Annotated in this window: 30 protein-coding genes; 16 read left to right on the plus strand and 14 right to left on the minus strand. The window is 65.2% G+C overall.

Annotated features, from left to right (window positions below):
- Nucleotides 1–55: 55 nt before the first annotated feature.
- From ACRYLO_RS15520 to ACRYLO_RS15545, 6 genes are read right to left on the minus strand one after another with little or no spacing between them, the layout of a single operon-like run.
- Complete coding sequence (locus ACRYLO_RS15520) at nt 56–988, minus strand: ParB/RepB/Spo0J family partition protein (protein ID WP_482660986.1); 933 nt, start codon at nt 986–988, stop codon at nt 56–58.
- The gene (locus ACRYLO_RS15525; protein ID WP_294015764.1) at nt 985–1,764 is read right to left on the minus strand and encodes a ParA family protein; all 780 of its coding nucleotides are present in this window, start codon (nt 1,762–1,764) and stop codon (nt 985–987) included. Before ACRYLO_RS15525 ends, ACRYLO_RS15520 begins: the two co-directional genes overlap by 4 nt.
- Nucleotides 1,761–2,369, minus strand: a complete 609-nt coding sequence (gene rsmG, locus ACRYLO_RS15530) for a 16S rRNA (guanine(527)-N(7))-methyltransferase RsmG (protein ID WP_482660987.1) — start codon at nt 2,367–2,369, stop codon at nt 1,761–1,763. The genes ACRYLO_RS15525 and rsmG overlap by 4 nt, the downstream gene beginning before the upstream one ends.
- Complete coding sequence (gene mnmG / locus ACRYLO_RS15535; protein ID WP_482660988.1) at nt 2,366–4,201, minus strand: tRNA uridine-5-carboxymethylaminomethyl(34) synthesis enzyme MnmG; 1,836 nt, start codon at nt 4,199–4,201, stop codon at nt 2,366–2,368. The genes rsmG and mnmG overlap by 4 nt, the downstream gene beginning before the upstream one ends.
- A gap of 56 nt (nt 4,202–4,257) precedes the next feature.
- On the minus strand, nt 4,258–5,553 hold the full coding sequence (gene mnmE, locus ACRYLO_RS15540; protein ID WP_482660989.1) for a tRNA uridine-5-carboxymethylaminomethyl(34) synthesis GTPase MnmE: 1,296 nt from the start codon (nt 5,551–5,553) through the stop codon (nt 4,258–4,260).
- The gene (locus tag ACRYLO_RS15545) at nt 5,550–5,789 is read right to left on the minus strand and encodes a DUF6489 family protein (RefSeq protein WP_482660990.1); all 240 of its coding nucleotides are present in this window, start codon (nt 5,787–5,789) and stop codon (nt 5,550–5,552) included. Before ACRYLO_RS15545 ends, mnmE begins: the two co-directional genes overlap by 4 nt.
- A 50-nt stretch (nt 5,790–5,839) precedes the next feature.
- Between ACRYLO_RS15545 and ACRYLO_RS15550 the strand changes: the two genes are divergently transcribed.
- Both ACRYLO_RS15550 and ACRYLO_RS15555 read left to right on the plus strand, forming a co-directional pair.
- Nucleotides 5,840–6,304 (plus strand): methylated-DNA--[protein]-cysteine S-methyltransferase, encoded by a 465-nt coding sequence (locus ACRYLO_RS15550; RefSeq protein WP_482660991.1) that lies wholly within the window; start codon nt 5,840–5,842, stop codon nt 6,302–6,304.
- A gap of 14 nt (nt 6,305–6,318) precedes the next feature.
- Nucleotides 6,319–7,011: a dienelactone hydrolase family protein gene (locus ACRYLO_RS15555; protein WP_482660992.1), complete on the plus strand. Its 693-nt coding sequence runs from the start codon at nt 6,319–6,321 to the stop codon at nt 7,009–7,011.
- Between the two features lie 56 nt (nt 7,012–7,067).
- Here ACRYLO_RS15555 and ACRYLO_RS15560 read toward each other — a convergent pair whose 3' ends face one another.
- The 4 genes from ACRYLO_RS15560 to hemE all read right to left on the minus strand — a co-directional run bounded on the left by ACRYLO_RS15560 (nt 7,068) and on the right by hemE (nt 11,118).
- Complete coding sequence (locus ACRYLO_RS15560; RefSeq protein WP_482660993.1) at nt 7,068–7,745, minus strand: TerC family protein; 678 nt, start codon at nt 7,743–7,745, stop codon at nt 7,068–7,070.
- Nucleotides 7,746–7,915: 170 nt separating this feature from the next.
- Complete coding sequence (gene rho, locus ACRYLO_RS15565; protein WP_482660994.1) at nt 7,916–9,172, minus strand: transcription termination factor Rho; 1,257 nt, start codon at nt 9,170–9,172, stop codon at nt 7,916–7,918.
- A 462-nt stretch (nt 9,173–9,634) separates the two neighbouring features.
- Complete coding sequence (locus tag ACRYLO_RS15570; protein WP_482660995.1) at nt 9,635–10,090, minus strand: CopD family protein; 456 nt, start codon at nt 10,088–10,090, stop codon at nt 9,635–9,637.
- Nucleotides 10,087–11,118 carry a uroporphyrinogen decarboxylase gene (gene hemE / locus ACRYLO_RS15575; RefSeq protein ID WP_482660996.1) on the minus strand — a complete coding sequence of 344 codons (1,032 nt, stop codon included), beginning with the start codon at nt 11,116–11,118 and terminating at the stop codon, nt 10,087–10,089. The genes ACRYLO_RS15570 and hemE overlap by 4 nt, the downstream gene beginning before the upstream one ends.
- 321 nt (nt 11,119–11,439) lie before the next feature.
- Here hemE and ACRYLO_RS15580 point away from each other — a divergent pair, with 321 nt between their 5' ends.
- From ACRYLO_RS15580 to ACRYLO_RS15630, 11 genes are all read left to right on the plus strand, one after another.
- Entirely contained in the window at nt 11,440–12,261 is an 822-nt protein-coding gene (locus ACRYLO_RS15580; protein ID WP_482660997.1) for a pyruvate, water dikinase regulatory protein, read from the plus strand.
- On the plus strand, nt 12,258–12,845 hold the full coding sequence (locus tag ACRYLO_RS15585) for a Maf family protein (RefSeq protein WP_482660998.1): 588 nt from the start codon (nt 12,258–12,260) through the stop codon (nt 12,843–12,845). Before ACRYLO_RS15580 ends, ACRYLO_RS15585 begins: the two co-directional genes overlap by 4 nt.
- Complete coding sequence (locus tag ACRYLO_RS15590; protein WP_482660999.1) at nt 12,842–13,654, plus strand: shikimate dehydrogenase family protein; 813 nt, start codon at nt 12,842–12,844, stop codon at nt 13,652–13,654. The genes ACRYLO_RS15585 and ACRYLO_RS15590 overlap by 4 nt, the downstream gene beginning before the upstream one ends.
- Nucleotides 13,651–14,247 carry a dephospho-CoA kinase gene (gene coaE, locus ACRYLO_RS15595; RefSeq protein WP_482661000.1) on the plus strand — a complete coding sequence of 199 codons (597 nt, stop codon included), beginning with the start codon at nt 13,651–13,653 and terminating at the stop codon, nt 14,245–14,247. Before ACRYLO_RS15590 ends, coaE begins: the two co-directional genes overlap by 4 nt.
- Before the next feature lie 7 nt (nt 14,248–14,254).
- Nucleotides 14,255–14,947 carry a DNA polymerase III subunit epsilon gene (dnaQ, locus tag ACRYLO_RS15600; protein ID WP_482661001.1) on the plus strand — a complete coding sequence of 231 codons (693 nt, stop codon included), beginning with the start codon at nt 14,255–14,257 and terminating at the stop codon, nt 14,945–14,947.
- Between the two features lie 51 nt (nt 14,948–14,998).
- Entirely contained in the window at nt 14,999–15,574 is a 576-nt protein-coding gene (gene hpf / locus ACRYLO_RS15605; protein ID WP_482661002.1) for a ribosome hibernation-promoting factor, HPF/YfiA family, read from the plus strand.
- Between the two features lie 9 nt (nt 15,575–15,583).
- Nucleotides 15,584–16,054 (plus strand): PTS sugar transporter subunit IIA, encoded by a 471-nt coding sequence (locus ACRYLO_RS15610; protein WP_482661003.1) that lies wholly within the window; start codon nt 15,584–15,586, stop codon nt 16,052–16,054.
- The gene (locus tag ACRYLO_RS15615; RefSeq protein WP_482661004.1) at nt 16,011–16,514 is read left to right on the plus strand and encodes a PaaI family thioesterase; all 504 of its coding nucleotides are present in this window, start codon (nt 16,011–16,013) and stop codon (nt 16,512–16,514) included. The genes ACRYLO_RS15610 and ACRYLO_RS15615 overlap by 44 nt, the downstream gene beginning before the upstream one ends.
- The gene (locus ACRYLO_RS15620) at nt 16,511–16,852 is read left to right on the plus strand and encodes a DUF1491 family protein (RefSeq protein ID WP_482661005.1); all 342 of its coding nucleotides are present in this window, start codon (nt 16,511–16,513) and stop codon (nt 16,850–16,852) included. Before ACRYLO_RS15615 ends, ACRYLO_RS15620 begins: the two co-directional genes overlap by 4 nt.
- A 162-nt stretch (nt 16,853–17,014) precedes the next feature.
- Nucleotides 17,015–17,650 (plus strand): cell wall hydrolase, encoded by a 636-nt coding sequence (locus tag ACRYLO_RS15625; protein WP_482661006.1) that lies wholly within the window; start codon nt 17,015–17,017, stop codon nt 17,648–17,650.
- Nucleotides 17,651–17,700: 50 nt separating this feature from the next.
- Nucleotides 17,701–18,225, plus strand: a complete 525-nt coding sequence (locus ACRYLO_RS15630; protein ID WP_482661007.1) for an MmcB family DNA repair protein — start codon at nt 17,701–17,703, stop codon at nt 18,223–18,225.
- Nucleotides 18,226–18,378: 153 nt separating this feature from the next.
- Here the strand turns inward: ACRYLO_RS15630 and ACRYLO_RS15635 are convergent, their stop codons facing one another.
- The gene (locus tag ACRYLO_RS15635) at nt 18,379–18,978 is read right to left on the minus strand and encodes an ankyrin repeat domain-containing protein (RefSeq protein WP_482661008.1); all 600 of its coding nucleotides are present in this window, start codon (nt 18,976–18,978) and stop codon (nt 18,379–18,381) included.
- A 71-nt stretch (nt 18,979–19,049) separates the two neighbouring features.
- Here ACRYLO_RS15635 and ACRYLO_RS15640 point away from each other — a divergent pair, with 71 nt between their 5' ends.
- From ACRYLO_RS15640 to ACRYLO_RS15650, 3 genes are read left to right on the plus strand one after another with little or no spacing between them, the layout of a single operon-like run.
- Complete coding sequence (locus tag ACRYLO_RS15640; RefSeq protein ID WP_482661009.1) at nt 19,050–19,643, plus strand: SCO family protein; 594 nt, start codon at nt 19,050–19,052, stop codon at nt 19,641–19,643.
- Nucleotides 19,640–20,068, plus strand: coding sequence for a YcgN family cysteine cluster protein (locus tag ACRYLO_RS15645; protein ID WP_482661760.1), 429 nt, complete (start codon nt 19,640–19,642; stop codon nt 20,066–20,068). The genes ACRYLO_RS15640 and ACRYLO_RS15645 overlap by 4 nt, the downstream gene beginning before the upstream one ends.
- A complete protein-coding gene (locus ACRYLO_RS15650) occupies nt 20,065–20,739 on the plus strand; it encodes a M48 family metallopeptidase (protein ID WP_482661010.1) in 675 nt (224 codons plus the stop codon). Before ACRYLO_RS15645 ends, ACRYLO_RS15650 begins: the two co-directional genes overlap by 4 nt.
- On the opposite strand, the gene ACRYLO_RS15655 is transcribed toward ACRYLO_RS15650, so the two are convergent.
- The 3 genes from ACRYLO_RS15655 to ACRYLO_RS15665 form a co-directional block, all read right to left on the minus strand.
- Complete coding sequence (locus tag ACRYLO_RS15655) at nt 20,715–22,823, minus strand: transglycosylase domain-containing protein (protein ID WP_482661011.1); 2,109 nt, start codon at nt 22,821–22,823, stop codon at nt 20,715–20,717. The genes ACRYLO_RS15650 and ACRYLO_RS15655 overlap by 25 nt on opposite strands.
- Nucleotides 22,824–22,872: 49 nt before the next feature.
- Nucleotides 22,873–23,283 carry a peptide-methionine (R)-S-oxide reductase MsrB gene (msrB, locus tag ACRYLO_RS15660; protein WP_482661012.1) on the minus strand — a complete coding sequence of 137 codons (411 nt, stop codon included), beginning with the start codon at nt 23,281–23,283 and terminating at the stop codon, nt 22,873–22,875.
- Nucleotides 23,284–23,404: 121 nt separating this feature from the next.
- Nucleotides 23,405–24,028, minus strand: a complete 624-nt coding sequence (locus tag ACRYLO_RS15665; protein WP_482661013.1) for a class I SAM-dependent methyltransferase — start codon at nt 24,026–24,028, stop codon at nt 23,405–23,407.
- Nucleotides 24,029–24,149 lie beyond the last annotated feature (121 nt).

Consider the following 24,149-nt stretch of genomic DNA (forward strand, 5'->3'; position numbering starts at 1 on the left):
GGAGGGGCTAAGAAGAAGAACCGTTCATTCCTATGGTCCAAACACGTTGATTTAACTAGATTTTCTCGCCCGTCAGGCGCTGGCAGATCATGTCCAGCTGATCGAGCGTCGAATAGGCCAGAGTCAGCGCCCCGCCCTTTTCCCCGAAGCTGATCTTGACGTTGAGGCCCAGCACATCGCCCAGCTGGCGCTCCAGTGCGGCGATGTCGGCGTTGCTGCCGCCGCCAGCCTTGTCGCCGCTCTTGCCAGGTGCGCGGGGCTTGGCGTCGCGGGCAAGCTTTTCGGTTTCGCGGACCGACAGGTCGCGTTCGACGACGATCTTTGCGAGCTTTTCCGGGTCGGGCGCGCCGATCAGGGCGCGGGCATGGCCCATGGTCAGCCCGCCCTCGACCACGCGCTGGCGGACGGTGGCGGGCAGGTCGAGCAGGCGGATCAGGTTGGCGATGTGGCTGCGCGATTTGTGGACGATCTTGGCCAGCGCCTCCTGGCTATGGCCGAAATCGCCGATCAGCTTGGCATAGGCCTCAGCCTCTTCGATCGCGTTCAGATCTTCGCGCTGAATATTTTCGACGATCGCGATTTCGAGCGTCTGCGCTTCGTCCAGGTCGCGGACGATCACCGGCACCTCGTGCAACCGCGCCCGCTGTGCCGCGCGCCAGCGGCGTTCGCCGGCGACGATCTGATAGTCCTTGCCATGCGGCCGCACCAGGATCGGCTGAATCAGCCCGCGCATCGCAATCGACTTGGCGAGCTCTTCCAGCGCATCCTCATCGAAATGGCGGCGTGGCTGCTCGGGGTGCGGGGCAAGCGAACTGACCGGGAGCATGCGCACGCCCATCGACGGTTCGGTGCCGGGGCGCACCGGCTCCTCGCGCTCGGCATCTCCGAGCAAGGCGCTGAGGCCGCGGCCGAGGCCGGGGCGGGTCTTGCGGGTGCTGAGTGCGGCGGCAGCGGGCGTAGCAGCCTCTTGGGGTGTCTCTTCGGTCATGCGGCCTTCTTCAGCTTGGGCAGGCGCTCGATCACTTCGCGCGCAAGGGCGATATAGGCTTCCGACCCGGCGCAGCGATAATCATAGATCAGCGCGGGCAGGCCGTGGCTGGGTGCTTCGGAAAGGCGGACGTTGCGCGGAATCACGGTGTCGAACACCACCTTGCCCAGCACCGCGCGGACATCGTCAGAGACCTGGTCAGTCAGGCGGTTACGGCGGTCGTACATGGTCAGCACAACGCCAAGGATCGACAGGCCCGGATTGAAGCGCCCGCGGATCCGCTCAACCGTGTTGAGCAGCTGGCTCAGTCCCTCGAGCGCAAAGAATTCGCATTGCAACGGCACGAGCAGCGCGTCGGACGCGACCATCGCATTGATGGTCAGCAAACCGAGCGACGGCGGACAGTCCATCAGCACCACGTCCCAGCGCTCCGCGCTCCGCTCGATCGCAGTTGCCAGGCGGTGGGTGCGGGCCTCAAATTCGATCAGCTCGATCTCCGCGCCCGACAGGTCGACGGTGGCGGGCACGATATCGAGGCCGGGAACGCGGGTGGGAACCGAGACATCCTCCAGACTGGTTTCACCGATCAGCAGGTCATAGGTCGAGCGCTCACGGTCGGCGCGGCCGATGCCGAGTCCGGTGGAGCAATTACCCTGGGGATCGAGATCGAGCAGCAACACCCGCATGCCCGTCGCGGCAAGCGCCGTCCCGACATTGATCGCGGTCGTGGTCTTGCCCACGCCGCCCTTCTGATTCGCAATGGCGATGCAGATCATCTGGGGCGCACCTCTTTGGCGACGATGATGAGCGAATCCGCTGCGGTCACGCTCGGTTCCACGTGGAACGAACCTTGCCACCATAGCTGCGCATCTTCCACCTCCGATTGCGCATTGCGGCCCTTGGGCAGCACCCAGATTGTGGATCGATCGGCGCGGTGGCGCGCGATGCGGAACAGGGTGTCGAGCGAGCCGACCGCCCGCGCGGTGATGACGGCCGCGCGGCCCGTAGTCCGCTCGACCTTCGCCGTGTGGACGGCCACGTTGGACAGGCCCAGTGTATCGACGCAATGCTGGAGGAAACCCGTGCGCAGCTTGCGAGGCTCGACCAGCTCCACCGGGGAGTCGCGCAGGATTGCGAGGACGATACCGGGCAGGCCTGCGCCACTTCCGATGTCGAGCCATGTGCCATCGATATCGACATGGTCGAGCAATTGCGCCGAATCGACCACATGGCGTGCCCAAATTTCGTCGAGCGTGGATGGAGAGACCAGATTCTGACGCGTTGCTTCGTCTCGCAGGAGGTCGACGAATGCGGCCAGCCGTGTTTCACGTGGAACATCGTAACGGTTGCGAACCCATTTGCGGGCTTCATCTTCGGTCATGCAGCCCGCTTCACATGCAGGAGGATGGCGGTCAATGCCGCTGGCGTGATCCCGCGAACGCGCGCGGCGTCGCCGATCGTGTCGGGGCGTGCGGTGCCGAGCCGTTCGACCATCTCATTGGATAGCCCCGGAACCGAGGCATAATCGAGCGCGGGGGGAATCCGCGTTCCGTCCGCACGACGCATCGCGGCGGTTTCCTGTGCCTGCCGCTCCAGATAGGGTGCGTAGCGTGCATCTTCGATCAGCTCGGCCAATATTGCGGGATCGGCACCTTCGGTATCGATATCGAGATGCTCGAGCGTCACCGCCGGGAAGCGGAGCCACTCGAACGCACTGCGACGCGCGCCGTCTTGCGCCACCGGTGCGCCAGCCTGACCGAGCGCATGGGCGGTCCGGGTGTCCGCAAACCGTGCATCGAGGCGCGCACGCGCTTCGGCCCGCCGGGCGATGAACGCGCGGCGGTCGGTGCCAAGGCACTGCGCCGCCTCACCCAGCGGGGCGAGGCGAGTCTGGGCATTGTCGGCGCGGAGATAGAGGCGATGTTCGGCGCGAGCGGTGAGCATGCGATAGGGCTCTGTCACGCCCTGCAGCGTGAGGTCGTCGATCATCACGCCGATATAGCTGAGTTCGCGCGGGAACAGGGTCGGCGCGCGGCCCAGCACGGCGGCGGCGGCATTGATGCCGGCGACGAGGCCCTGTGCGGCGGCCTCTTCATAGCCGGTGGTGCCGTTGATCTGGCCTGCGCAATAGAGGCCGGGCAGGTCGCGACATTCCAGTTGGTGCGAGAGTGCGCGGGGGTCGATATGGTCATACTCGACCGCATAGCCGGGGGTGACGATCTGTGCGCGGGCGAGCCCGGGTATCGAGGCGATCATTGCCGCCTGCACGTCCGTGGGCAACGAGGTCGAGAGGCCGTTGGGATAGACGAGATGGGTTGCCAAGCCTTCCGGCTCGAGAAAGACCTGATGCCCGTCGCGGTCGCCGAAGCGGAAGATCTTGTCCTCGATCGAGGGGCAGTAGCGTGGGCCGCCAGCTTCGATCGCACCGCTAAACAGGGGTGAGCGGTCGAGACCGCCACGGATGATCTCATGGGTCTCAAGCGTGGTGCGGGTGATTGCGCAGCCGAGCTGGGGCAGGCGCGGGTCGGTCGTCAGTGGTGACATGCGCCAATCATCGGCGTCGCTGGGCTGCTCGTCGAGGGCGCCCCAGTCGATGGTGCGACCGTCGAGCCGGGGTGGCGTGCCGGTCTTGAGACGGGTGATCGGGAGGCCACAGTCACGCAGCTGAACGCCCAATGCGGTCGCGGCGCGCTCCCCTACCCTGCCACCGGCCTCGCGCTCTTCGCCACGGAAGATGCGGCCGCCGAGGAAGGTGCCGCTGGCGAGGATGATGGCGCTGGCGCCCAGCGTGCTTCCGTCGGAAAGCTCGACGCCCGCGATGCGGCCACGCTCAATGCGGAGGGCAACCGCCTCCCCTTCAACAATCTCCAACCCCTGCTGGGCAGCGAGCATCGTCTGGATCGCGGCGGCGTAGCGGATGCGGTCGGCCTGGACGCGTGGTCCCTGCACCGCCGGCCCCTTCGACCGGTTGAGCAGACGGTAGTGGATTGCGGCAGTGTCGGCGGCGCGGGCGATCAGGCCGTCGAGCGCATCGACCTCGCGCACCAGATGCCCCTTGCCGAGCCCGCCGATCGCCGGGTTGCACGACATCGCGCCGATCATTGCGGGATCGAAGGTGACGAGCGCGGTTCGCGCACCGCAGCGCGCAGCCGCAGCTGCGGCTTCGGTACCGGCATGGCCGCCGCCGATCACGATCACGTCGAAACTTTGCATGTCCGCTCGCATAGCCCCGCGCGGGGGTCAGGTCAAAAGCGTTCCACGTGGAACACTCACTTGCCGATACAGAACCGCCCAAACAATGCGTCGAGCATCGCCTCGACATCCGCCGCGCCAGTGATGCGATGGAAAGCCCGCAGCGATGCGCGCAGTTCCTCGGCGACAAGCAGCAGTTCGTCGTGAGCCGCGGCAGCGCGCAACGCTATTGCGGCCTGCTCTGCGAGCGCACGCTGGCGGAGGTTAAGTGCGACGCTATCCGAAGGAGGAAGCAACGCGGTGGAGAGCTCTGCGACGGCGTTCCAGAGCGCCTCAACCCCCTGCCCCGTCTCTGCAGACACGGAAAGACGGTCTGTGGCTCCACCCTCCCGGCCTGCTGCGTCTGCGCGCGGGTGGATGAGCAGATGCGGTACTTCCGCCCACTCACCAGTTAGTGGCGCATCATCGAGCCATAGGACGAGGTCAGCACTTTCGATCGCGGACCGCGCGCGGGCGATGCCGATCTCCTCGACGATATCCGCAGGCGCTGCGTGGAAGCCGGCGGTGTCGGTGAGCAGATAGGCGATGCCGTCGCGCATCACCGGGACCTCGATCCGGTCGCGCGTCGTTCCCGCCAGCGGCGAGACGATCGCGGCTTCGCGCCCAGCCAGCGCGTTTAGCAGGGTCGATTTGCCGGCATTGGGTTGTCCCGCCAGCACGATGCGGATGCCGTCACGAATGCGTTCAACCGGTGGCTGCGCGCTTACGGCCTCGATCTCAGCCGCAAGCGCGGCCGCGTCGCGCTGCACAGTAGCAAGGACATCCCCCTCCCCCGCCACATCATCCTCGTCGCCATGATCGAGCATCGCCTCGACCAGCGCCGAGAGCCGAAGCGTGCGCGTGGCCCATTGCTCGATCCGCGACCGGACACTTCCTTCGGCAGCACGCAGCGCGGTGCGGCGTTGCATTTCGGTCTCGGCGGTGAGCAGGTCGCCCAACCCCTCCGCCTCGGTGAGATCAATCCGACCATGCTCAAGCGCGCGGCGGGTGAACTCGCCTGGCTCGGCACCGCGCAACCCCGGGATCGTGGCTAGCGCTGCCTCGACCGCGCGCACCACGGCGCGGCCACCGTGCAGGTGGAGTTCGGCAAGATCCTCGCCAGTCGCGGTCGCGGGGCCGGGAAAGACAAGGACCAGCGCGCGGTCGAGCGCTTCGCCGTCATGGCGGAGGGTCCGCAGCGATGCGCGACGCGGTGCCGGGAGCTCGCCCGCCAGCGTAGTGACGGCCGCGAATGCCTGTGGCCCCGAAATGCGGATAACCGCGATGCCGGCGGGCAATGCCCCGCTCGACAGCGCAAAGATCGTATCGCTCACTCGCCGCCGCTACGCTTGCCCATATCGAACATGCCGCGCCAGAAGTTCATTCCGGCCTCGCCCATCGGGGTCCAGCTCTTCATCATGTTGTCGAGCATCTCGGGATTGACCCCGCCCTTATCGATCGAGTCGAGCATCATCTGAATGTAGCGGTCATGGACCGGGGTGAAATCGGGCAGGCCCATCGCGCGGCGCGCCTCTTCAGGGGTGCAGTCGACCTCGACATTGATCTTCATACCGTCTTCTCCACTTGAGCCCGAAGCATCCCCTGCCCTACGCTCCGCCCATGTATGCGCGCGACCATGCCCTGATCGCAACGCCCATCGGCCTCATGCGGGTCGAGGGTGGCGAAACAACGGTTTCGCGGGTCGTCATCGGAGCGGACGGCCCGCCCGCAATCGGTTCAACAGCACCGGTCCGCGCTGCGGCGGAACAACTGCTGGCTTATTTTGCGGGCGATCTCAAAGAGTTCGACCTTCCGCTCCCCCCGCTTGCGTCGCCACGCGGACGGGAGTTGCGCGACGGACTGATCGCGCTGCGCTATGGCGAAACCGCAAGCTATGGCGAACTCGCACGGCGGCTCCAGTCGGGGCCGCGTGCGATCGGGCAGCTGTGCGCGCGCAATCCCCTTCCCGTCATCATTCCGTGTCACAGGGTAACCGCAGCCGGCGGCGCGCTGGGGAGTTATTCCGCGGGGCACGGCCCGGCGACCAAAATATGGCTGCTCGACCACGAGCAGCGTCACCGCTGAACAAGGAGAGTTTCATGGCGACTATCGAAATTAGCGCGATCGACGGGAGCGGCAGCTTCGCCGCCTATCGCGCCGACCCCGAGGGGACCCCGCGCGGCGCGATCGTCGTCATTCAGGAAATCTTTGGCGTGAATGAAGGGATTCGCCGCAAGTGCGATCATTTCGCGTCGCTCGGCTATGTCGCGCTGGCCCCGGACCTGTTCTGGCGGCTTGAGCCGGGCATCGACCTCGATCCCGATGTCGAGGCGGAGTTCAAGCAGGCGCTCGACTGGATGGGCAAGTTCGATCAAGACAAGGGCGTCGCCGATATCGAAGCGACGATCCGCGCGGCGCGCGACGCCAGCGGTGGTAAGGTCGGGGTCACCGGCTATTGCCTGGGCGGTCGCCTCGCCTTCATGACCGCCGCGCGCACCGATAGCGATGCCAGTGTCGGCTATTATGCGGTGGGCGTCGACGGGCTGCTGGGCGAAAAGCACGCCATCGCCAATCCGCTGATGCTGCACATTGCTGGTGAGGATGGATTTGTCCCCGCCGTGACGCAGCAAGCGATGCATGAAGGTCTGGACGATCACCCCAAGGTGACGCTCCATGACTATCCGGGCGAAGACCATGGCTTTGCGACCGAGATGGGCAAGCGTCGGTCCGATGCGGCGGCGCAGCTGGCGGACAGCCGAACCGAAGCGTTTTTCGCCGAGCATATCGGCTGACAAAAATGGGGCGGCATCCCCGTGGATGCCGCCCCATTTTCTTTTGTATCAGCTGCTTAGCGGAACAGCTGGAGCAGACCGACTTCCTGATCGGTGATCCCGGTGTAGATCATCGAACCCGCGACATAGACGATCACGAGCAGACCGATCCACGCGATCCAGCGATAGCGTTCGATATATTTGGCGATGATGTTCGCCGCGACGCCCATCAGTGCGACCGCGATGACCAGGCCGACCATCAGGATGCCCGGATGGTCGCGCGCCGCACCCGCAACCGCGAGGACGTTGTCGAGGCTCATCGACACGTCGGCGACTGCAACGGCCCAAGCAGCGCTGGCGAAGCTCTTGGCCGGCTTCACGCCCGAATGCTCGTCACCCTCGATCTCGGGCGAGCCGGCGCTTTCGCCGCCATGGCCGATCTCGCGCCACATTTTCCACGCGACCCACAGCAGCAGCACGCCGCCGGCAAAGACCAGGCCGATGACCTGCAGCAGTTGCGTGACGACCAGCGCAAAGCCGATGCGCAGCACCAGCGCGGCGATGATACCGATCAGGATGACCTTCTTGCGCTGATCTGCAGGCAGACCCGCAGCAAGCGCACCGATGACGATCGCATTGTCGCCCGCCAGGACGATGTCGATCAGAATGACCTGGCCGAATGCCAGCCAGGCGGACCCGCTGCCCGAGAACAGGCCAGCGAAGTCGGCGACGATATGGCCCCAAATTTCCTGCATGGATTTCCCTGTTTACCTTGAAGTGCCGACAAAGCGGTTCACCCGAGCCGGGTCAAGCCCGACGGGCATCAACGCGATGCCGGGTAAAGTGTTTCGTTCGCACCGAACAAACCGGCGGCGCAGTCCGTAAAGACTGCACCGCCGTGAAATTTCAAAGCCAAAATAATAGCTTACTGATTCATGCTGTCGAAAAAGTCTTCGTTCGTCTTCGAATCCTTCATCTTGTCGAGCAGGAACTCCATCGCATCGGTCGTGCCCATCTGCATGAGGATGCGGCGGAGCACCCACATTTTCGAGAGCGTCGCCTTGTCGAGCAGCAGCTCTTCCTTGCGCGTGCCGCTCTTGCCGACGTCGAGCGCCGGGAAGATGCGCTTGTCCGCAACCTTTCGGTCGAGGACGATTTCGGAGTTGCCGGTACCCTTGAACTCTTCGAAAATCACTTCGTCCATGCGGCTGCCCGTGTCGATCAGCGCGGTGGCGATGATCGAGAGCGAGCCGCCCTCCTCGATATTGCGCGCGGCGCCGAAGAAACGCTTCGGACGCTGCAGCGCATTGGCGTCGACACCGCCGGTCAGCACCTTGCCCGAACTCGGGACCACGGTGTTGTAGGCGCGGCCGAGGCGGGTGATCGAGTCGAGCAGGATGACGACATCCTTTTTGTGCTCGACCAGGCGCTTGGCCTTTTCGATCACCATTTCGGCGACCTGGACGTGGCGCGTGGCGGGTTCGTCGAAGGTCGAGCTGACCACCTCACCCTTCACGCTGCGCTGCATGTCGGTGACTTCCTCGGGCCGCTCGTCGATCAGCAGGACGAGCAGGAACACCTCGGGATGGTTGTCGGTGATCGCCTTGGCGATGTTCTGCAGCATGACCGTCTTGCCGACGCGCGGCGGCGCGACGATCAGCGTGCGCTGGCCCTTGCCCTGTGGCGAGACGATGTCAATGACGCGCGCCGACTTGTCCTTTTGCGTCGGATCGGCTGGGTCGAGCGTCAGCTTGCTGTCGGGATAAAGCGGCGTGAGGTTGTCGAAATTGACGCGATGGCGGACAACGTCGGGGTCGTCGAAATTGACGCTGACCAGCTTGGTCAGGGCGAAATAGCGCTCGCCATCCTTGGGCGCGCGGATTTCGCCTTCGACCGTATCACCGGTGCGCAGGCCGAATTTGCGGACCTGATTGGGCGAGACATAGATGTCGTCGGGGCCGGCAAGATAGTTGGACTGGGGGCTGCGCAGGAAGCCGAAGCCGTCCTGGAGCACCTCGATCGTGCCCTCCCCCATGATCAGTTCGCCATTTTCGGCCTGAGCCTTGAGGATGGCGAACATCAAATCCTGCTTGCGCAGCGTCGACGCGCTTTCGACACCGAGTTCCTCGGCCATCGACACCAGCTCGGCGGGCGCGGTTTTCTTCAAATCTTTTAAGTGCATGGGAGAAGTCCGTCTGGCGATCGCTACAAGGTTTTCGGGCGTTTGGACGCGCGGATTGCGATGGCTTGAGGAAAAAGGGAGGGATGCCGGGACGCCGCCGGAACGACGACGCGACCTCAGCGGATTAGGATTCGCCCTGTGGCAAGTCAAGCCATCAGACGGGCACGAGGCTGACAGACTGACAGAAACACGCGGGTTTGCGGCGAACTGGGCGGGTTCGCGACCGGTTTGGAACGGGGAGCCGACAGCGACGCGACACATAGGCGACATCGAGTCACCACCGGCGAGATTGTGACACGACTGCAACCGGCCGCTTCGCAACCGCGATGCGACAGCTTTGCGCCAGCATGACACCGTCGACGCATCATCGGATGACAGGATTTAAACGGTCAAAGAGCGGCATCCAACGATGCCGTTCGAGAACAACAAATAAAATCCAACATTACAAGCATGTTGCAGCCGTCAGAACGGACGCACCACCGCGAGGATGACGATCAGCGCGACGAAGATCGCGGGGATTTCATTGGCGATCCGCAGCTGTTTCGAGGTCAGCGGCCCCTGACCCGCCGTCAGCTTTTTGGAATAGCTGACCGCCCAGCCATGATAGCCCGAGAGCAGCACGACGAGCAGCAGCTTGGCGTGGAGCCAGCCGAGGCCAGCGCCGCCCTCGAACAGGCCGAGATTGATCGCGAGCGCAAGGCCGAGGACCCACACGATCACCAGCGAGGGGGTGAGGATCACGCGGCGCAGCTTTGCCTCGCGCTCCGCCCATGCCTTGGCCTGCACCGGATCGCCGAGCGATTCCTGATGATGGACCAGATAGCGCGGCAGGATGAACAAGCCGGCCATCCAGAAGATCACGAAGATGACATGCGCGGCCTTCACCCACAGCCAAGCGAAGCTCAGAAATCCGGTCATGCTGCTGCTGTCCCCCGAACGATCCCGATCAGCTGTTCGACATGCGCAATCGGCGTGTCCTGTTGAATGCCGTGGCCCAGGTTGAAGATATGGGGGCGGTCGCGCAGGGCATCAACCACGCGGGTCGCCGCTGCCTTAAGCTCCTCCCCGCCCGCGATCAGCGCGAGCGGGTCGAGATTGCCCTGCACCGGCATGCCGGCGGGGAGTTCGCGGTGCGCCCAGGCGGGATCGACGGTTTCATCAAGGCCGATCGCGTCGACCCCGGTTTCGCGGGCATAAGCGGCGAGCTTGCCACCGGCGCCCTTGGGGAAGCCGATGATCCTGGCCTGCGGGCAGCGCTCGCGCAGCCCTGCGACGATCGCGGCGTTTGGGGCGATGACCCAGCGTTCGAATTGCGCTGGGCTGAGCGATCCGGCCCAGCTGTCGAACAGCTGCACCGCCTCGACCCCCGCCTCGATCTGCTTGGCGAGATAGTCGATCGACATGGCGACGATGGCGTCGATGATCGCCTGAAACGCCCCCGGATCGGCATAGGCCATGCGGCGCGTTTCGCTCTGGTCGCGGCTGCCCTGCCCGGCGACCATGTACGTCGCGTTGGTCCAGGGACTTCCTGCAAAGCCCAGAAACGTCACCTCAGGCGGCAAAGCGGCGGCGACGCGGGTCACGGTGCCATAGACTGGGTCGAGCCGCTGTGGGGCCGCTGTAAGGCTTTCCAGCGCATGATCGACTAGCTTGGGAGCCAGACGTGGCCCCTCTCCGGCTTCGAACCACAGATCCTGACCGAGCGCGTGGGGGACGACGAGGATGTCGGAAAACAGGATCGCGCCGTCGAATCCGAAGCGACGGATCGGCTGGAGCGTGACCTCGGCCGCGGCATCGCTGTCGTTGACCAGCTCGAGAAAGCCGCCCTTTTCCGCCCGGAGTGCGCGATATTCGGGCAGATAGCGGCCGGCCTGACGCATGAGCCACATGGGGGGCGCATCGACGCGTTCCCCTGACAGCACTTGGAGTAGATTTTTGGGAGTCACCGGACCGCTCGTCTCTCAACAAAAGAAAGAAATAAGATTCTAACAGACTGTAGATGTTAGTTGGCGCGTGGATGCTGGGGCTTAGGCGTTCGTGCCCATTCTGCCAACAGATTGACCGCGCTGACTCACGCGATTCCGCGGCGATTCGATTCAACCGTCCACATTATCCACAGGCTGTGCGCAGGATCGCCGCGCTGTGGAGCCGGCTGTGGATGAATGACCCGGAGCGTGGATGGACTCCACCGCTTGGCGGGTCCGGCGGGTTGCGCTAGCGATTTCCCCCATGTTTTCCACAGAACTGTCCAGAAGGGCCATTTTCAGGTGAAATTGCACCTTCATCTCCTGTCGGATTCCACCGGCGAGACGCTGGAGAATATCGCCAAGGCCGCGCTGGCGCAGTTCGACGATGTCGAGGTGCTGCGCCATTTCTGGCCGATGGTGCGGAGCGAAACGCATCTCGAGCGCATTCTGGCGGAGATCGCGCAGAATCCTGGGCTGGTGATCTTCACCCTGGTGAACCCGGAGATCCGCCGCCAGCTGGAGACGCGGTGCCGCGCGATCGGTCTTCCCGCCGTGGCGCCGCTCGATCCGGTCAACCACGCGCTGTCCAACCTGTTGGGACAGGAGATGAAGGCGCGGCCGGGGCGGCAGCATATGCTCGATGCCGCCTATTTCGCGCGCGTGGACGCGATCCAGTTCACCATCGCGCATGATGATGGGGTGAATTGGGAGAATTGGGAGGAGGCCGATATCGTGCTGGCCGGGGTATCGCGCACGTCGAAGACCCCGACATCGATCTACCTCGCCAATCGCGGGCTGAAGGTCGCCAACATCCCGATCGTCCCGCAATCGCCGCCGCCCGACCTGCTCTTTTCCCTCAAAAATCCGATGGTGGTCGGGCTGACCACCAGTCCCGAGCGGCTGATCCAGGTGCGGCGCAACCGGCTGCTTGCGCTCAACCAGCAGGACGAGACCAGTTATGTCGAACAGGAAGCGGTGCAGAAGGAGGTCGCCTATGCCCGGCGCATGTTCGCCGACAATGGCTGGCCGGTGATCGACGTGACGCGGCGATCGATCGAGGAAACGGCGGCGGCGATCATCACCATGGCCAATGAACGTGCGACCGCGGCGGCGCGGCAATGATCGTGCTGGCATCGACCAGCGCGTCGCGGCGCGCGATGCTGACCGCCGCCGGGGTGGCGCATGAGGCGCTGCCCGCACATGTCGACGAGGAAGCGGTCAAGGCGAGCCTTGGCGAAGTCGCGCCGCGCGACTTGGCCGATGCGCTGGCCGAGATGAAGGCGATCAAGATCAGCCAGCGGGTGCCGGGCACCTTGGTACTGGGCGGGGATTCGGTCGTGGCGATCGAGGACGGGACGCTGCTCGACAAGCCGGTCGATCGGGCGGACGCCGAGCGGCATCTCAAGCTGTTGTCGGGCAAGCGCCATGATCTCTACAGCGCGGCTGTGATCGCGGAGAATGGCCGCGCGGTGTGGCGGCATGTCGATCGCGCGCGGCTGTGGGTGCGGCCGCTGTCCGACCAGTTCATCGCCGCGTATCTCGATGCAGAATGGCCGGCCATTTCGGGCTGTGTCGGCTGCTACCGGGTCGAGGGGCCGGGGGTGCAGCTGTTCAGCCGGATCGAGGGCAGCCATTACACGATCCTGGGGATGCCGTTGCTCAACATCCTCGATTATCTGCGGACCAGAGGCCAATTGACGTCATGACCACTCCCCATGCCGAAGTGATCGGCGACCCGATTGCACAGTCCAAATCGCCGCTGATTCATGGCTTCTGGATCGACAAGCTCGGCATCGATGCGCGCTATGAAAAGACGCTGGTGACGCCCGAGGGGCTGGGCGACTTCTTCGCCGCGCGGCGCGACGATCCGGACTGGCGCGGGTGCAACATCACTGCGCCGCATAAGGTGGCGGCGCTCGACCATGTGCCCGATCCGGGCAGGGTGCGCGACTCGATTGGTGCGATCAACACGGTGTTTCGCGGGGCTGACGGGGCGCTGATCGGGACCAATACCGATGCGGCGGGATTCTATGCGCCGATTGCCGAGTTCGACCTGGAGGGTGCGCCGGTGGCGGTGGTCGGCGCTGGCGGCGCGGCGCGGGCGATCCTGTTTGCGCTGGCGCGGGCGGGCGTGGAGCGGGTGACGATCCTCAACCGGTCACCGCTCAAGGCGATGGGCTTGCTGGCGACGTTCGGCCTGAAGGGCGATGTGGTGCCGCTCGACGCGCCGATCCCGCCGGTGGCGCTGCTGGTCAATGCGAGTTCGCTGGGGATGGTCGGGCATCCGCCGCTCGACCTCGACCTGTCCAACCTGCCTGAGGACGCGCTGGTCTATGACGCGGTTTACGCGCCGCTGGAGACCGAGTTGCTGGCGGCGGCGCGGGCGCGCGGGCTGGAGACGGTTGACGGGCTGGAGATGCTGATCGGGCAGGCGGCGCTGGCGTTCGAGCTGTTCTTTGGCAAACCGGCACCGCGCGAGCATGATGCGGAATTGCGTGCGTTGCTGTTGAAATGAGCCTCGTCCTCGGCCTCACTGGTTCGATCGGCATGGGCAAGTCCACCGTCGCGGCGATGTTCGCCGAGGCGGGGGTGCCGGTGTTCGATGCCGATGCCGAGGTGCACCGGCTGCAGGGGCCGGGCGGTGCGCTGGTGGCGCAGATCGAAGCGGAATTTCCCGATACGACGACCGAGCTGGGGGTCGACCGGACTTTGCTGGGCGAGGCGGTGTTCGGGAACCCGGAAGCGTTCAAACGGCTGGAGGGCATCGTTCACCCGGCCGTCGCGCATGCGCGCAATGAATTTCTGAAGGCCAATGCCGACAAGCCCCTGGTGCTGCTCGACGTGCCGTTGCTGTTCGAGGCCGGGGGGTGGCGGCAGGTGGACAAGATCGTCGTGGTATCCGCCCCGGCGGAGGTGCAGCGTGCGCGCGTGCTGGTGCGACCGGGGATGACGGTCGAGCGATTCGAGTCGATCCTGGCGCGGCAGATGCCCGATGCGGAGAAGCGCGCGCGCGCCGATTTCGTAATCGATACCGGCACGACGAAAGACGCGACGCGTGCCGAAGTTGCGGCGGTCATCGCTTGCCTCACGGGCCAAACGGGCGGATAAGACGGGCATGCGCGAAATCGTGTTCGACACCGAAACAACCGGCCTGAGCTACAGCGCCGGGCACCGGCTGGTGGAGATTGGCTGTGTCGAGCTGATCAACCGCGTGCCGACCGGCCGGCATTTCCACCGTTATGTGAACCCCGACCGCGACATGCCGGTCGAGGCGTTCGCGGTGCATGGGCTGTCGGAGGCGTTCCTGGCCGACAAGCCGCGCTTTCACGAGATTTGCGACGAACTGATCGAGTTTCTGGGCGATTGTCCGCTGATCGCGCACAATGCGATGTTCGACCTGGGGTTCATGAACGGTGAGCTGAAGGCGTGCGGTCGCGCGATTCTGACCGTCGACCGCATCGTCGACACGCTGCAGATCGCGCGGACCAAGCATCCTGGTGCCAAGCACACGCTCGATGCGCTGTGCGTGCGCTATGGCGTCGACCTGTCGGCGCGCGAGCTGCACGGCGCATTGCTCGACGCGCAATTGCTGGCGCAGGTGTTCATCGAACTGACCGGGGGGCGGCAGATCGCGCTGGGGCTGGCGGTGGGTGAATCTACCGGGCCCGACCGGATCACCGTCGCTTCGGCTAAGAGCAATATACGCCCGGCGCGCATTTTTACGCCGAGCGCAGAGGAACTGGCACGCCATTCGGCGTTTATGGCCGGGTTCGAGGACCCTGTCTGGGGAGCATCGGCGTCCGGTTGACGCTGTCGCCCCCCATTCCTAGGTGCTCCTCTTGTTAAGACGGAGGACGATATGGATATCCGCGTTTCTGGTCATCAGGTAGACACGGGCGAAGCACTGCGCCAGCACGTGGACGACCGGCTGCAGGGTATCGCCGAAAAGTATTTCGCCCGCGCCATTTCGGCGCAGGTGACGTTCGGCAAGGGTCCGCATGACCATGGCTTTACCTGCGACATCGTCGCGCATGTGATGCAGGGGCTGGTGCTCAAGGGCGCGCATTCGGCACCGTCCGAGGCGCACCTCGCGTTCGACGGCGCGGCCGACAAGATCGAAAAGCAGCTGCGCCGTTACATGCGCCGCTTGAAGGACCGCAACAATGGTCAGCAGCAGGCGATGCTGGCCGATTTCGATGCGGGCTACACCGTATTCCAGGTCGAGGAAGAGGAAGAGGTCGCCGATGCGCCCGCGATCATCGCGGAAACGCGCGTCGATGTGCCGGACGCCAGCGTGTCGGATGCGGTGATGATGCTTGACCTGCGCAATACCAATGCGCTGTTGTTCAAGAATATCGGCACCGGCACCTACAACATGGTGTATCGCCGTACCGATGGCACGATCGGCTGGGTCGAACCCAACCGGGCAGCCTGATCCAGCACGATGCATGATCTGAATGATCTGGTGACGCCCGAGGCGGTGGTCTCGGGCGTGGCGGCGAGCAGCACGAAGAAGCTCTTCGCGCTGCTCGCCGATGTTGCGGCGCGGGTCTATGGCCTCGACGCGACCATCGTCGCCGGACAACTGGCCGCCCGCGAAAAGCTCGGCACCACCGGCTTTGGTGGCGGGATCGCGATCCCGCATGGCCGGATCGAGGGGCTGGATGCGGTGCGCGGGGTGATGATGCGGCTGGACAAGCCGGTGGATTTCGGGGCGGTGGACGATAGTCCCGTGGACCTGGTGTTCATGCTGCTGTCGCCCGCCACCGCGGGTGCGGAACATCTGAAGGCGCTGGCGCGGGTGTCGCGGCGGCTGCGCGATCGCGGGTTCACCGCGAAGCTGCGCGGGGCTGGCTCGGCCGACGCCATCTATGCGCTGCTGGCGGGGACCGAAGCGCGTGACGCCGCTGCCTGACCCGACCCCCGCGGTCGGCGCGGTGGCGCACCACCGCGCGCTCGAATCGCTCTATGCCGCCGCGCCGATCAACCAGCTGTTCGAATCGCGGCTGGAAATCCCGCAAGCGGGCGTGGCGCGGATTCACTTCACCATCGATCAACGCCATTTCCATGCTGGCGGCGCGGCGCATGGGACGAGCTATTTCAAGATGCTCGACGATGCCGCCTTCTACGCCGCGAACAGCCTGGTGACCGACCGGTTTCTGCTGACCACCGCGTTCAACCTGCTGTTCACCAGGCCATTGGGGCCGGGGCCGGTGACTGCGGAAGGGCGCTGGGTCAGCGGCCAGCGGCGGGTGTTCGTCGCCGAGGCGCGGCTGATCGACGCATCGGGCGAAGAGGCGGCGCGCGGGACCGGCACCTTCATGAAATCGCGCATCGCGCTGGCCGGATTGCCCGGTTATCGCGCAACGTCGTGAGTGCGCGGCTCGCCAGCGGACTGGTTGCCAACGCGCTGATCCGCCGCGTCAATGGCGCGGGCGGCAGCGCGATGGTGCTGGCCAAGGGCCATGCGGAAGCGGGTGCGATCCTGATCCTGGCGCTGGAACGTGGCGGGAATCCGCGCTTTTTCGAGCGCGGGATCGGGCCTGACGGGCTGTCGGCGCTGCTGTCCAGTGGGCCTTCTGCATTCGAGGATGCCGGCGCGGTCACCGATTACTGGCAGCGCCGCCGCAGCCGCGACCCGGATCTATGGGTGATCGAACTGGATATCGCAGCGGCAGAACGGTTCGCCGCTGAAACGATTATCGGTGGTTGACGCGCTGCAACATCGGCGGCAGAGGCGCGCGACATTTTAATAGCGTTGTGCCGTCGGGGTCAGAGGCCGGTGGTTACGCAGTCGGGGGGCAAGCCCGATCGGTCCGTGCATCTGCACCTTGTGAGACCCGATCGCGCACCAACCGCACAGTATCGAAGTTGAATGACCTTCTCGTTCCGGGCTGCGATCATCGCGGCCACGACCCTCACCTTTGCCGCAGGCATCGGTGCAACGGCCCCAGGCGTAGCCGGAGAGGCCGAAAAGACCCCGGTTCAGGCAATTAACGAAGCCGCAGCCGAACAGGTTCCCACGATGGGCGAATCGCTCGCCGCGCTCGACGCCGACGATGCCGCCATCACCCCGGACTCCGAATCCGAATCCGCAACCTATGCGACGCTGGCCGCAGCGGTCGCCGCGCAGGACGCGATTGCCGCCGATGCCGAGCTCAACTGCCTGGCGATCGGCGTCTATTACGAATCGAAGGGCGAACCGCTGGAGGGCCAGCTCGCGGTCGCCGAGGTCATCCTCAATCGCGCAAAGTCGGGGCGTTTCCCGACATCGGTGTGCGGCGTGCTGACCCAGCGCGGGCAGTTTTCGTTCGTGCGTGGCGGCCGCCTGCCGCAGCCGCCGGCCAGCGCCCGCGCATGGAAGACCGCGCTTGCGGTGGCACAGGTCGCGCGGGACGATGCCTGGGACAGCCGCGTGTCCGACGCGCTGTTCTTTCACGCCCGCTATGTCTCGCCCGGCTGGCGCCGCGCGCGGGTCGGCAGCGTCGGCAATCACATCTTCTATCGTTGAACCCAGCGGGCGGGCTTCCGTTCGTTCGTCAAATGTTCTAAAGGCCGGAGATGGTTTCGAACCCCTCACCGGCCTTTTCCGTGGCTGACGATACCGATGCGGCGACCGCGCCGCTGATTGCCGCCGATGTGACGCGCGGTGTGTGCCGCATGCTGTTGCGGCATGATTGCGTGGCGATGGCGGAGGTGCCGCTGGGCGATGGCCGCCGCGCCGACCTGATGGCGCTCAACCTGCGTGGCGAGATCGTGATCGTCGAGGTCAAGGTATCGCGGGCCGATCTGATCGGCGACGGCAAATGGACCGACTATCTGGCGCATTGCGACCGTTATTTCTGGGCGGTGCCGGCGGGGTTCGACCTGGCCCCATTGGAGCGGCCCGACTTCCTGCCCGAGCGTGCCGGGGTGATCGTCGCTGACCGCTATGACGCGGCGATCGTGCGTGAGGCGCGGACCCATCCCCTGCCCAGTGCGACGCGGCGCAAATGCACGCTCGCCTTTGCCCGCCGCGCCGCGCGGCGGGTGATCACGCTGACCGATCCCGATGCGGACGGGATAGCTTGGGGGCGGGAGGGGTGAGTCAACAATCCTCTCCCGCAAGGGGGAGGTGTCAGCCCAGCTGACGGAGGGGGAGGAAGCACCACGGTCGAGAGGACATAGCCGTCCTCCCCCTCCGTCGGCCCGGATCAAGTCCGGGCCGCCACCTCCCCCTGGCGGGGGAGGATTTGGTCCCTAGAAGCTCGGGCCGGAAACCGTGCGCTTCTTGACCTTGGGCGCGTTCTTGAGTGCTTCGGCGATGGCGGGCGCACGCGTGTCGCGGGCAGCGTAATCGCGCGCGCTGAGCCCGGCGAGCCGGTCGACCATGTCGGGGTCGGCACCATTGGTCAGCAACAGCTGGACCAACTCGCCATCGCGGCGCTGGACTGCACGGATCAGCGGGGTTTCGCCGCCATTATTGGCGAGATTGACATTGCCCCTGCGCGTGATGAGCTCGCGCACGCCTTCGGGCCAGTCGGCCATGACAGCCAGCATCATCGCGGTGTTGCCGTCGCCATCCTGCAGATTGACGTTGCCGCCGCGCGCGAGGACGAAGCGCAGATAGGTCATGTCGCGTCGCTTGGTGATGATGTGGATCGCCGCCTCGCCCTTGTCATCCTTGGCATTGACGATGGTCTGGCCGGGGGCGTTGAGAAATTCGGTGACCTTGTTGCCATCCTGCTCGCGCACCGCCTTGAGGAAGTTGTAGCTTTCGGAAAAGCGCTGGGCGCCGGCCGGAAGCGCTACGCTCAGCAGCGCCGCGGCGAGTACGAGCCGGGACGGAACGGTCAACATGGTCGGAATACACCCCTGAACAACTGCAAGCCTTGCCTAACACCCCCTATCAGATCATGGGTCGCCTTGTCATGAACAGGATATCTTTCTTCGCCCTTCCCGCCCTTCTGGTGTTGGCCGCCTGTGGCGGAGGCGCTCCGGCGACCAAGTCGATTGCCGATGCCCCGCTCGCGGGCGCGTCGATCGGGGGACCGTTCACGCTGGTCAATGGCGATGGCAAGACCGTTACCGAGAAGGATTTCGCGGGCAAATACCGCATCATGTATTTCGGCTACACCTTCTGCCCCGATGTGTGTCCGGTCGATGTGCAGAATATCGGCGGCGCGATGAAGCGGCTCGACCAGCAGAATCCCGAGCTGGCGGCGAAGATTGTGCCCGTGTTCGTGTCGATCGACCCGGCGCGCGATACGCCTGCGGTGGTCAAGGAATTCACTGCTGCCTTCCACCCGCGCATGGTCGGCCTGACCGGCAGCGCGGCGCAGGTCGATGCGGCGGCGAAAGTCTATCGCGTCCCCTATGCCAAGCGCGAGACGCCGACTGGCTATCTGATGGATCATGGGCGTCAGGCCTATCTGATGGGGCCGAATGGCGAGCCGATCGCGCTGTTGCCGCAGGAGCAGAGCCCCGACGCGATCGTTGCGGAAATCACGCGGTGGATCGGCTGACCCGCTTTTGGGAATTGCCGCTCGCCCGGCTCGACCGCGCGCAGTGGGAGGCGCTGTGCGACGGCTGCGGCAAATGCTGCCTGCACAAGGTGGAGGATGCCGATAGCGGCGAAATCTATGCGACCAACGTCGCGTGCCGCTTGCTCGACCGCGACCAAGGGCGGTGCAGCGATTATCGGCACCGTCATGCCTATGTCGCCGAATGCGTGCGGCTGAATGCCGGGAATGTCGACGACATCCCCTGGCTGCCGGTCACCTGCGCCTATCGCCTGCGCGCGGCGGGCGAGCCGCTGCCCGATTGGCATTATCTGATCAGCGGGAGCCGCGAGACGGTGCATGAGGCGGGTGAATCGACTCGGGGCTGGACGGTTTCGGAAGATGTCGCCGGCGACCTCGAACATCATATGGTCGACCGTATCCTGTGAGCCACGAGATCCAGATCGTCCGCCACCCACGCGCGCGGACGATGCGGCTGTCGGTCGATCAGGCGACCGGCGCGGTGCGGCTGACCCTACCGCCGCGCGCGCCGACCGGGCCAGCGTTGCGCTGGGCGCAGGGACAGCAGGACTGGATCGCGCGCGCGCTCGCCAACCGCGCTGCGCCGACGCCGTTCGCACCGGGGGAGACGATCCTTTATCTCGGCGAAGACGTCGGGCTCGGCTGGGACAGCGGATTTCCGCGCACCCCGCTGCTCGATGACGGTCAAATCATCGCGGGCGGGCCGCGTGAGGGGTATGAGCGGCGGATCGAGCTGTGGTTGCGCAAGCGGGCGCTGGAGACGTTGAGCGCGGACACGGGTGAATATGCCGCGCTGTCGGGCGTGCGGGTCAGCAAGGTTGCGATTGGCGACGCCAAGGGCCGCTGGGGCAGCTGTGCGTCGTCAGGGGTGATCCGCTATAATTGGCGGCTAATCCTGGCCCCGCCAGCGGTGCGGCGGGCGACGGTGGCGCATGAAGTGGCGCACCGCACCCATATGAATCACAGCCCGGCGTTCCACGCGTTGGTGCGTAGCCTTTACGGGCGCGATCCGAAGCCGGAACGCGCGTGGCTGCGCGCCAACGCGATGCGGCTTCACTCGTTCGGACGGTCGTCCTGAGGCGCGCGTAGCGGTTCGCGCTGCGGCGCTTGCTGCTGTGGCGGGGGGCGGTCGGCCGGGTCGCGGCGCGGTGCCGGTTGCGGATCGCGCGGGGCATCACGGCCGGTCATGCGGTCGAGCCAGTCCTGGCTGATCCCGCCTTCATCGCCCGGCGCGGGCTCGCCCTCGATCGGTTCCTCGTCACGCGCGACCGGATTGCCGTCCTGATCGACGAACACGCCATTATCGGCTTCGCCCCACGCCTCCTGATCGGGCTCCATCTGCCATTCGGGCAGCGTTACCGCCGTCTCGAACTCTTCGACCGGACGGTTGGCGACCGCGACGCGCATGAAATTGGCGAAGGCGCGGGCAGGTGCTGTGCCGCCCTGCAGTCCGCCGACGCGCTTGGCATCGTCGCGGCCCATCCACACGCCAGTGGTGAGGCCGGAGGAGAAGCCGAGGAACCAGCCATCCTTGTTCGACGTGGTCGTGCCGGTCTTGCCCGCGACCGGGCGCCCGATCTGGGCCGCGCGGCCGGTGCCGGTGTTGACCGCGGTCTGGAGCAGGTCGGTCATCTGCGCCGCGACATAGGGGGCGACGAGGACGCGCGAGGTATCGACCTCATGCTGGTAGATCACCGCGCCATTCGCGGTGACCCGGGTGATCGCATAGGGGGTCACCGCCACGCCCTTTTGCCCGACCGAGGCAAAGGCGCGGGTCATGTCGATCAGCCGGACATTGGAAGTGCCGAGCACCATCGCCGGCTGAGTATTGATCGGCGTCGTGACGCCAAAGCGTCGCGCCATGTCGGCGACGGTGCCGAAGCCGGTTTCCTGCCCCAGCTTTGCCGCAACGGTGTTGATCGAATAGGCAAAAGCCGAGCGCAGCGTCATTTCACCGCTGAACCGCCCGCTATTGTTGCGGGGGCTCCAGCCATTGATCGTGACGGGCTCGTCGACCACGCGGTCCTCGACCTTGTGGCCCGCCTCCAGCGCGGCGAGGTAGACGAACAGCTTGAAGGCTGAGCCCGGCTGGCGCGTCGCCTGGGTCGCGCGGTTATAGATCGACGAGACATAATCGCGCCCGCCGACCATCGCGCGCACCGCGCCGTCGCGGTCGAGACTGATCAGCGCGCCCTGTGCCCCCTTGGGCGTGTTCGCCTGAATCGCCTGGGTCGCGGCATTCTGCATCTTGAGGTCGATCGTGGTCCACACGTCGAGCGGGGCGACGGTTTCGTCGATCAGCACTTCGAGCTGGGGCAGTGCCCAGTCGGTGAAATAGCGCACGCTGTTCTGCTTGGGCGCGGCGGCGAGCTTGACCTGCGCCGGGCTGGCGGCGGCGGCTTCAGCAGCGGTCAGCGCGCCAGTTTCGACCATGACGTCGAGCACCACGCTGGCGCGGCCGACGGCCGCCTGGGCATCGGCGGTGGGCGAATAGCGTGACGGCGCCTTGACCAGGCCCGCGATCACCGCCGCTTCGGACAGCGTCAAATTGGTCGCGGGATGGCCGAAAAAGGTGCGCGAGGCGGCGTCGATGCCATAGGCGCCGCCGCCGAAATACACCTTGTTGAGATAGAGTTCGAGGATCTGGTCCTTGGTGAATTTCCGCTCCAGCGCGAGCGCCAGGATCATCTCGCGGAATTTGCGCCCGACATCGTATTTGTTCGACAGGAAGATGGTGCGCGCGACCTGTTGCGTGATCGTCGACGCGCCCTGCAGCCGTCGCCCAGTGCCGCGATTGTCGATCGCGAATTTGGTGATGCGGGCGAGCGCGACCGGATCGACGCCCCAGTGCGAGCGGAAGCGGCGATCCTCGATCGCCACCATTGCGTCGCGCATCGGCTCTGGAATCTTGTCATATTCGATCCACTCGCCATAGCTTGGCCCCAGCGAGACGATCACCGTGCCATCGGCGGCATGGACGCGGATCATCTGGCCATTGGGTGAGGATTTCAGCTCCTCATAGCTCGGCAGCGACGACTTGGCGGTATAGACGGCGATCAGCAGCGCGATGAACGCGGCCAGCGCGGTCAACGCAATGCCGCCCCCCACCCAGAGGAGGATGCGGCGCGCCTTGGGCGAGAGCATTGGTTTACGGATGGCCATGGGACGCTGTGTGACGATTTACGGGTGAACCGGTGCTGTCACAAGCGAATCATGCGTCGCCCGATATCGCTCTGGGCCGAAATTCAAGCGCCACCGAATTGATGCAATAGCGCAGCCCGGTCGGCGGCGGGCCGTCAGGGAAGACATGGCCCTGATGCCCGTCACAACGCGCGCAGCGCACCTCGATCCGCGTCATGCCGTGGCTGGAGTCGCGATGCTCGCTGATGCGATCGGCCGCGACGGGGCGGGTGAAGCTGGGCCATCCCGATCCCGAATCATATTTGTCGTCGCTGTCGAACAGATCGAGGTGACATCCTGAGCAGCGATAGATGCCGTCCGCCTTGTTATCCGAAAGCGCGCCCGAAAAGGCGCGTTCGGTCCCGGCTTCGCGGAGCACATGATATTGTTCGGGGGTCAGGCGCTGACGCCATTCCGATTCAGACAGGTTGAGCTGATCCATGTGCGCAGATGTGTGGTGCGCAACGGCCTCCGTCAATTGGCGTTGGATTGAGCGGCGCTGAATCCTGGCACCGGCCCGCTCCCCCACCCGTTTCAGCTTTGCCGAACCAAGCTCTAACGGGTCAATCGGCCGGCGCATCCTTCCACGCCCACCATAGCTGCGCGGGCGGCACGTTCCACCATTCCATCGCATGGTCGATACGCGGGAAATGGGGGGTCAGGAAATTGCGGACGTTCGGATTGAACTGATAGACCAGAAACTGGCCGCCGGGGCGCAGCACCTGATGCGTCGCGGCGGCGATCTCTTCCCCGACGCCAGCGGGCAGGGTCGAGAAGGGGAGGCCTGACAGAACATAGTCGGCATGGGGTTCGCCATGGTCCGCGACGATCGCATTCACCTCCGCTGCCGAGCCATGGATCGCCGAAAAGCGCGGATCGACAATGGTGCGGCGCAGATAGGCGACGAAATCGGCATTGGTGTCGATCGCGATATATTTGGCGTTCGGGCCGAGCCGCTCGAGCACGGCGCGGCAGAAGGTGCCGACACCCGGGCCATATTCGACAAAGACCTTGCAGTTATCCCAGTCGACCGGGCCCAGCATCTTGCGGATCAGCTTGCCCGAGGAGGGGATGATCGATCCGACCATCACCGGGTGCTTGAAAAACCCCTGAAGAAACAGCGCCTGGGGCGAGAGCGGGCGCGAAGCCTTGCGCTTCGAGCGGGCAATCGTGGTCGAACCGGTCATCAACATTCCTCAAGTCGGTGTCGCGCTTCTGTAGGACAGTTGCAACGGTCCTGTCATCATCGACATGGCGCATTAACGTCGATCCTGTCGCAGCGGTTGCGCCACGGCGGGAAACGTTTCA

It is taken from the genome of Sphingomonas sp. SDUR79 (assembly GCF_056821745.1).

What these genes read in the sequence shown, in the direction of transcription:
- ACRYLO_RS15665 (WP_482661013.1), bottom strand. Translation starts at nt 24,028, where the DNA reads ATGACCGGTTCGACCACGATTGCCCGCTCGAAGCGCAAGGCTTCGCGC.
- ACRYLO_RS15525 (WP_294015764.1), bottom strand. Translation starts at nt 1,764, where the DNA reads ATGATCTGCATCGCCATTGCGAATCAGAAGGGCGGCGTGGGCAAGACC.
- mnmG (WP_482660988.1), bottom strand. Translation starts at nt 4,201, where the DNA reads ATGCAAAGTTTCGACGTGATCGTGATCGGCGGCGGCCATGCCGGTACC.
- ACRYLO_RS15625 (WP_482661006.1), top strand. Translation starts at nt 17,015, where the DNA reads ATGACCTTCTCGTTCCGGGCTGCGATCATCGCGGCCACGACCCTCACC.
- ACRYLO_RS15545 (WP_482660990.1), bottom strand. Translation starts at nt 5,789, where the DNA reads ATGAAGATCAATGTCGAGGTCGACTGCACCCCTGAAGAGGCGCGCCGC.
- ACRYLO_RS15550 (WP_482660991.1), top strand. Translation starts at nt 5,840, where the DNA reads ATGTATGCGCGCGACCATGCCCTGATCGCAACGCCCATCGGCCTCATG.
- ACRYLO_RS15640 (WP_482661009.1), top strand. Translation starts at nt 19,050, where the DNA reads ATGAACAGGATATCTTTCTTCGCCCTTCCCGCCCTTCTGGTGTTGGCC.
- rsmG (WP_482660987.1), bottom strand. Translation starts at nt 2,369, where the DNA reads ATGACCGAAGATGAAGCCCGCAAATGGGTTCGCAACCGTTACGATGTT.
- ACRYLO_RS15615 (WP_482661004.1), top strand. Translation starts at nt 16,011, where the DNA reads ATGCGCTGCTGGCGGGGACCGAAGCGCGTGACGCCGCTGCCTGACCCG.
- ACRYLO_RS15635 (WP_482661008.1), bottom strand. Translation starts at nt 18,978, where the DNA reads ATGTTGACCGTTCCGTCCCGGCTCGTACTCGCCGCGGCGCTGCTGAGC.
- ACRYLO_RS15610 (WP_482661003.1), top strand. Translation starts at nt 15,584, where the DNA reads ATGCATGATCTGAATGATCTGGTGACGCCCGAGGCGGTGGTCTCGGGC.
- ACRYLO_RS15590 (WP_482660999.1), top strand. Translation starts at nt 12,842, where the DNA reads ATGACCACTCCCCATGCCGAAGTGATCGGCGACCCGATTGCACAGTCC.
- rho (WP_482660994.1), bottom strand. Translation starts at nt 9,172, where the DNA reads ATGCACTTAAAAGATTTGAAGAAAACCGCGCCCGCCGAGCTGGTGTCG.
- ACRYLO_RS15655 (WP_482661011.1), bottom strand. Translation starts at nt 22,823, where the DNA reads ATGGCCATCCGTAAACCAATGCTCTCGCCCAAGGCGCGCCGCATCCTC.
- coaE (WP_482661000.1), top strand. Translation starts at nt 13,651, where the DNA reads ATGAGCCTCGTCCTCGGCCTCACTGGTTCGATCGGCATGGGCAAGTCC.
- ACRYLO_RS15560 (WP_482660993.1), bottom strand. Translation starts at nt 7,745, where the DNA reads ATGCAGGAAATTTGGGGCCATATCGTCGCCGACTTCGCTGGCCTGTTC.
- dnaQ (WP_482661001.1), top strand. Translation starts at nt 14,255, where the DNA reads ATGCGCGAAATCGTGTTCGACACCGAAACAACCGGCCTGAGCTACAGC.
- hpf (WP_482661002.1), top strand. Translation starts at nt 14,999, where the DNA reads ATGGATATCCGCGTTTCTGGTCATCAGGTAGACACGGGCGAAGCACTG.
- msrB (WP_482661012.1), bottom strand. Translation starts at nt 23,283, where the DNA reads ATGGATCAGCTCAACCTGTCTGAATCGGAATGGCGTCAGCGCCTGACC.
- ACRYLO_RS15520 (WP_482660986.1), bottom strand. Translation starts at nt 988, where the DNA reads ATGACCGAAGAGACACCCCAAGAGGCTGCTACGCCCGCTGCCGCCGCA.
- ACRYLO_RS15555 (WP_482660992.1), top strand. Translation starts at nt 6,319, where the DNA reads ATGGCGACTATCGAAATTAGCGCGATCGACGGGAGCGGCAGCTTCGCC.
- ACRYLO_RS15630 (WP_482661007.1), top strand. Translation starts at nt 17,701, where the DNA reads ATGGTTTCGAACCCCTCACCGGCCTTTTCCGTGGCTGACGATACCGAT.
- ACRYLO_RS15570 (WP_482660995.1), bottom strand. Translation starts at nt 10,090, where the DNA reads ATGACCGGATTTCTGAGCTTCGCTTGGCTGTGGGTGAAGGCCGCGCAT.
- ACRYLO_RS15585 (WP_482660998.1), top strand. Translation starts at nt 12,258, where the DNA reads ATGATCGTGCTGGCATCGACCAGCGCGTCGCGGCGCGCGATGCTGACC.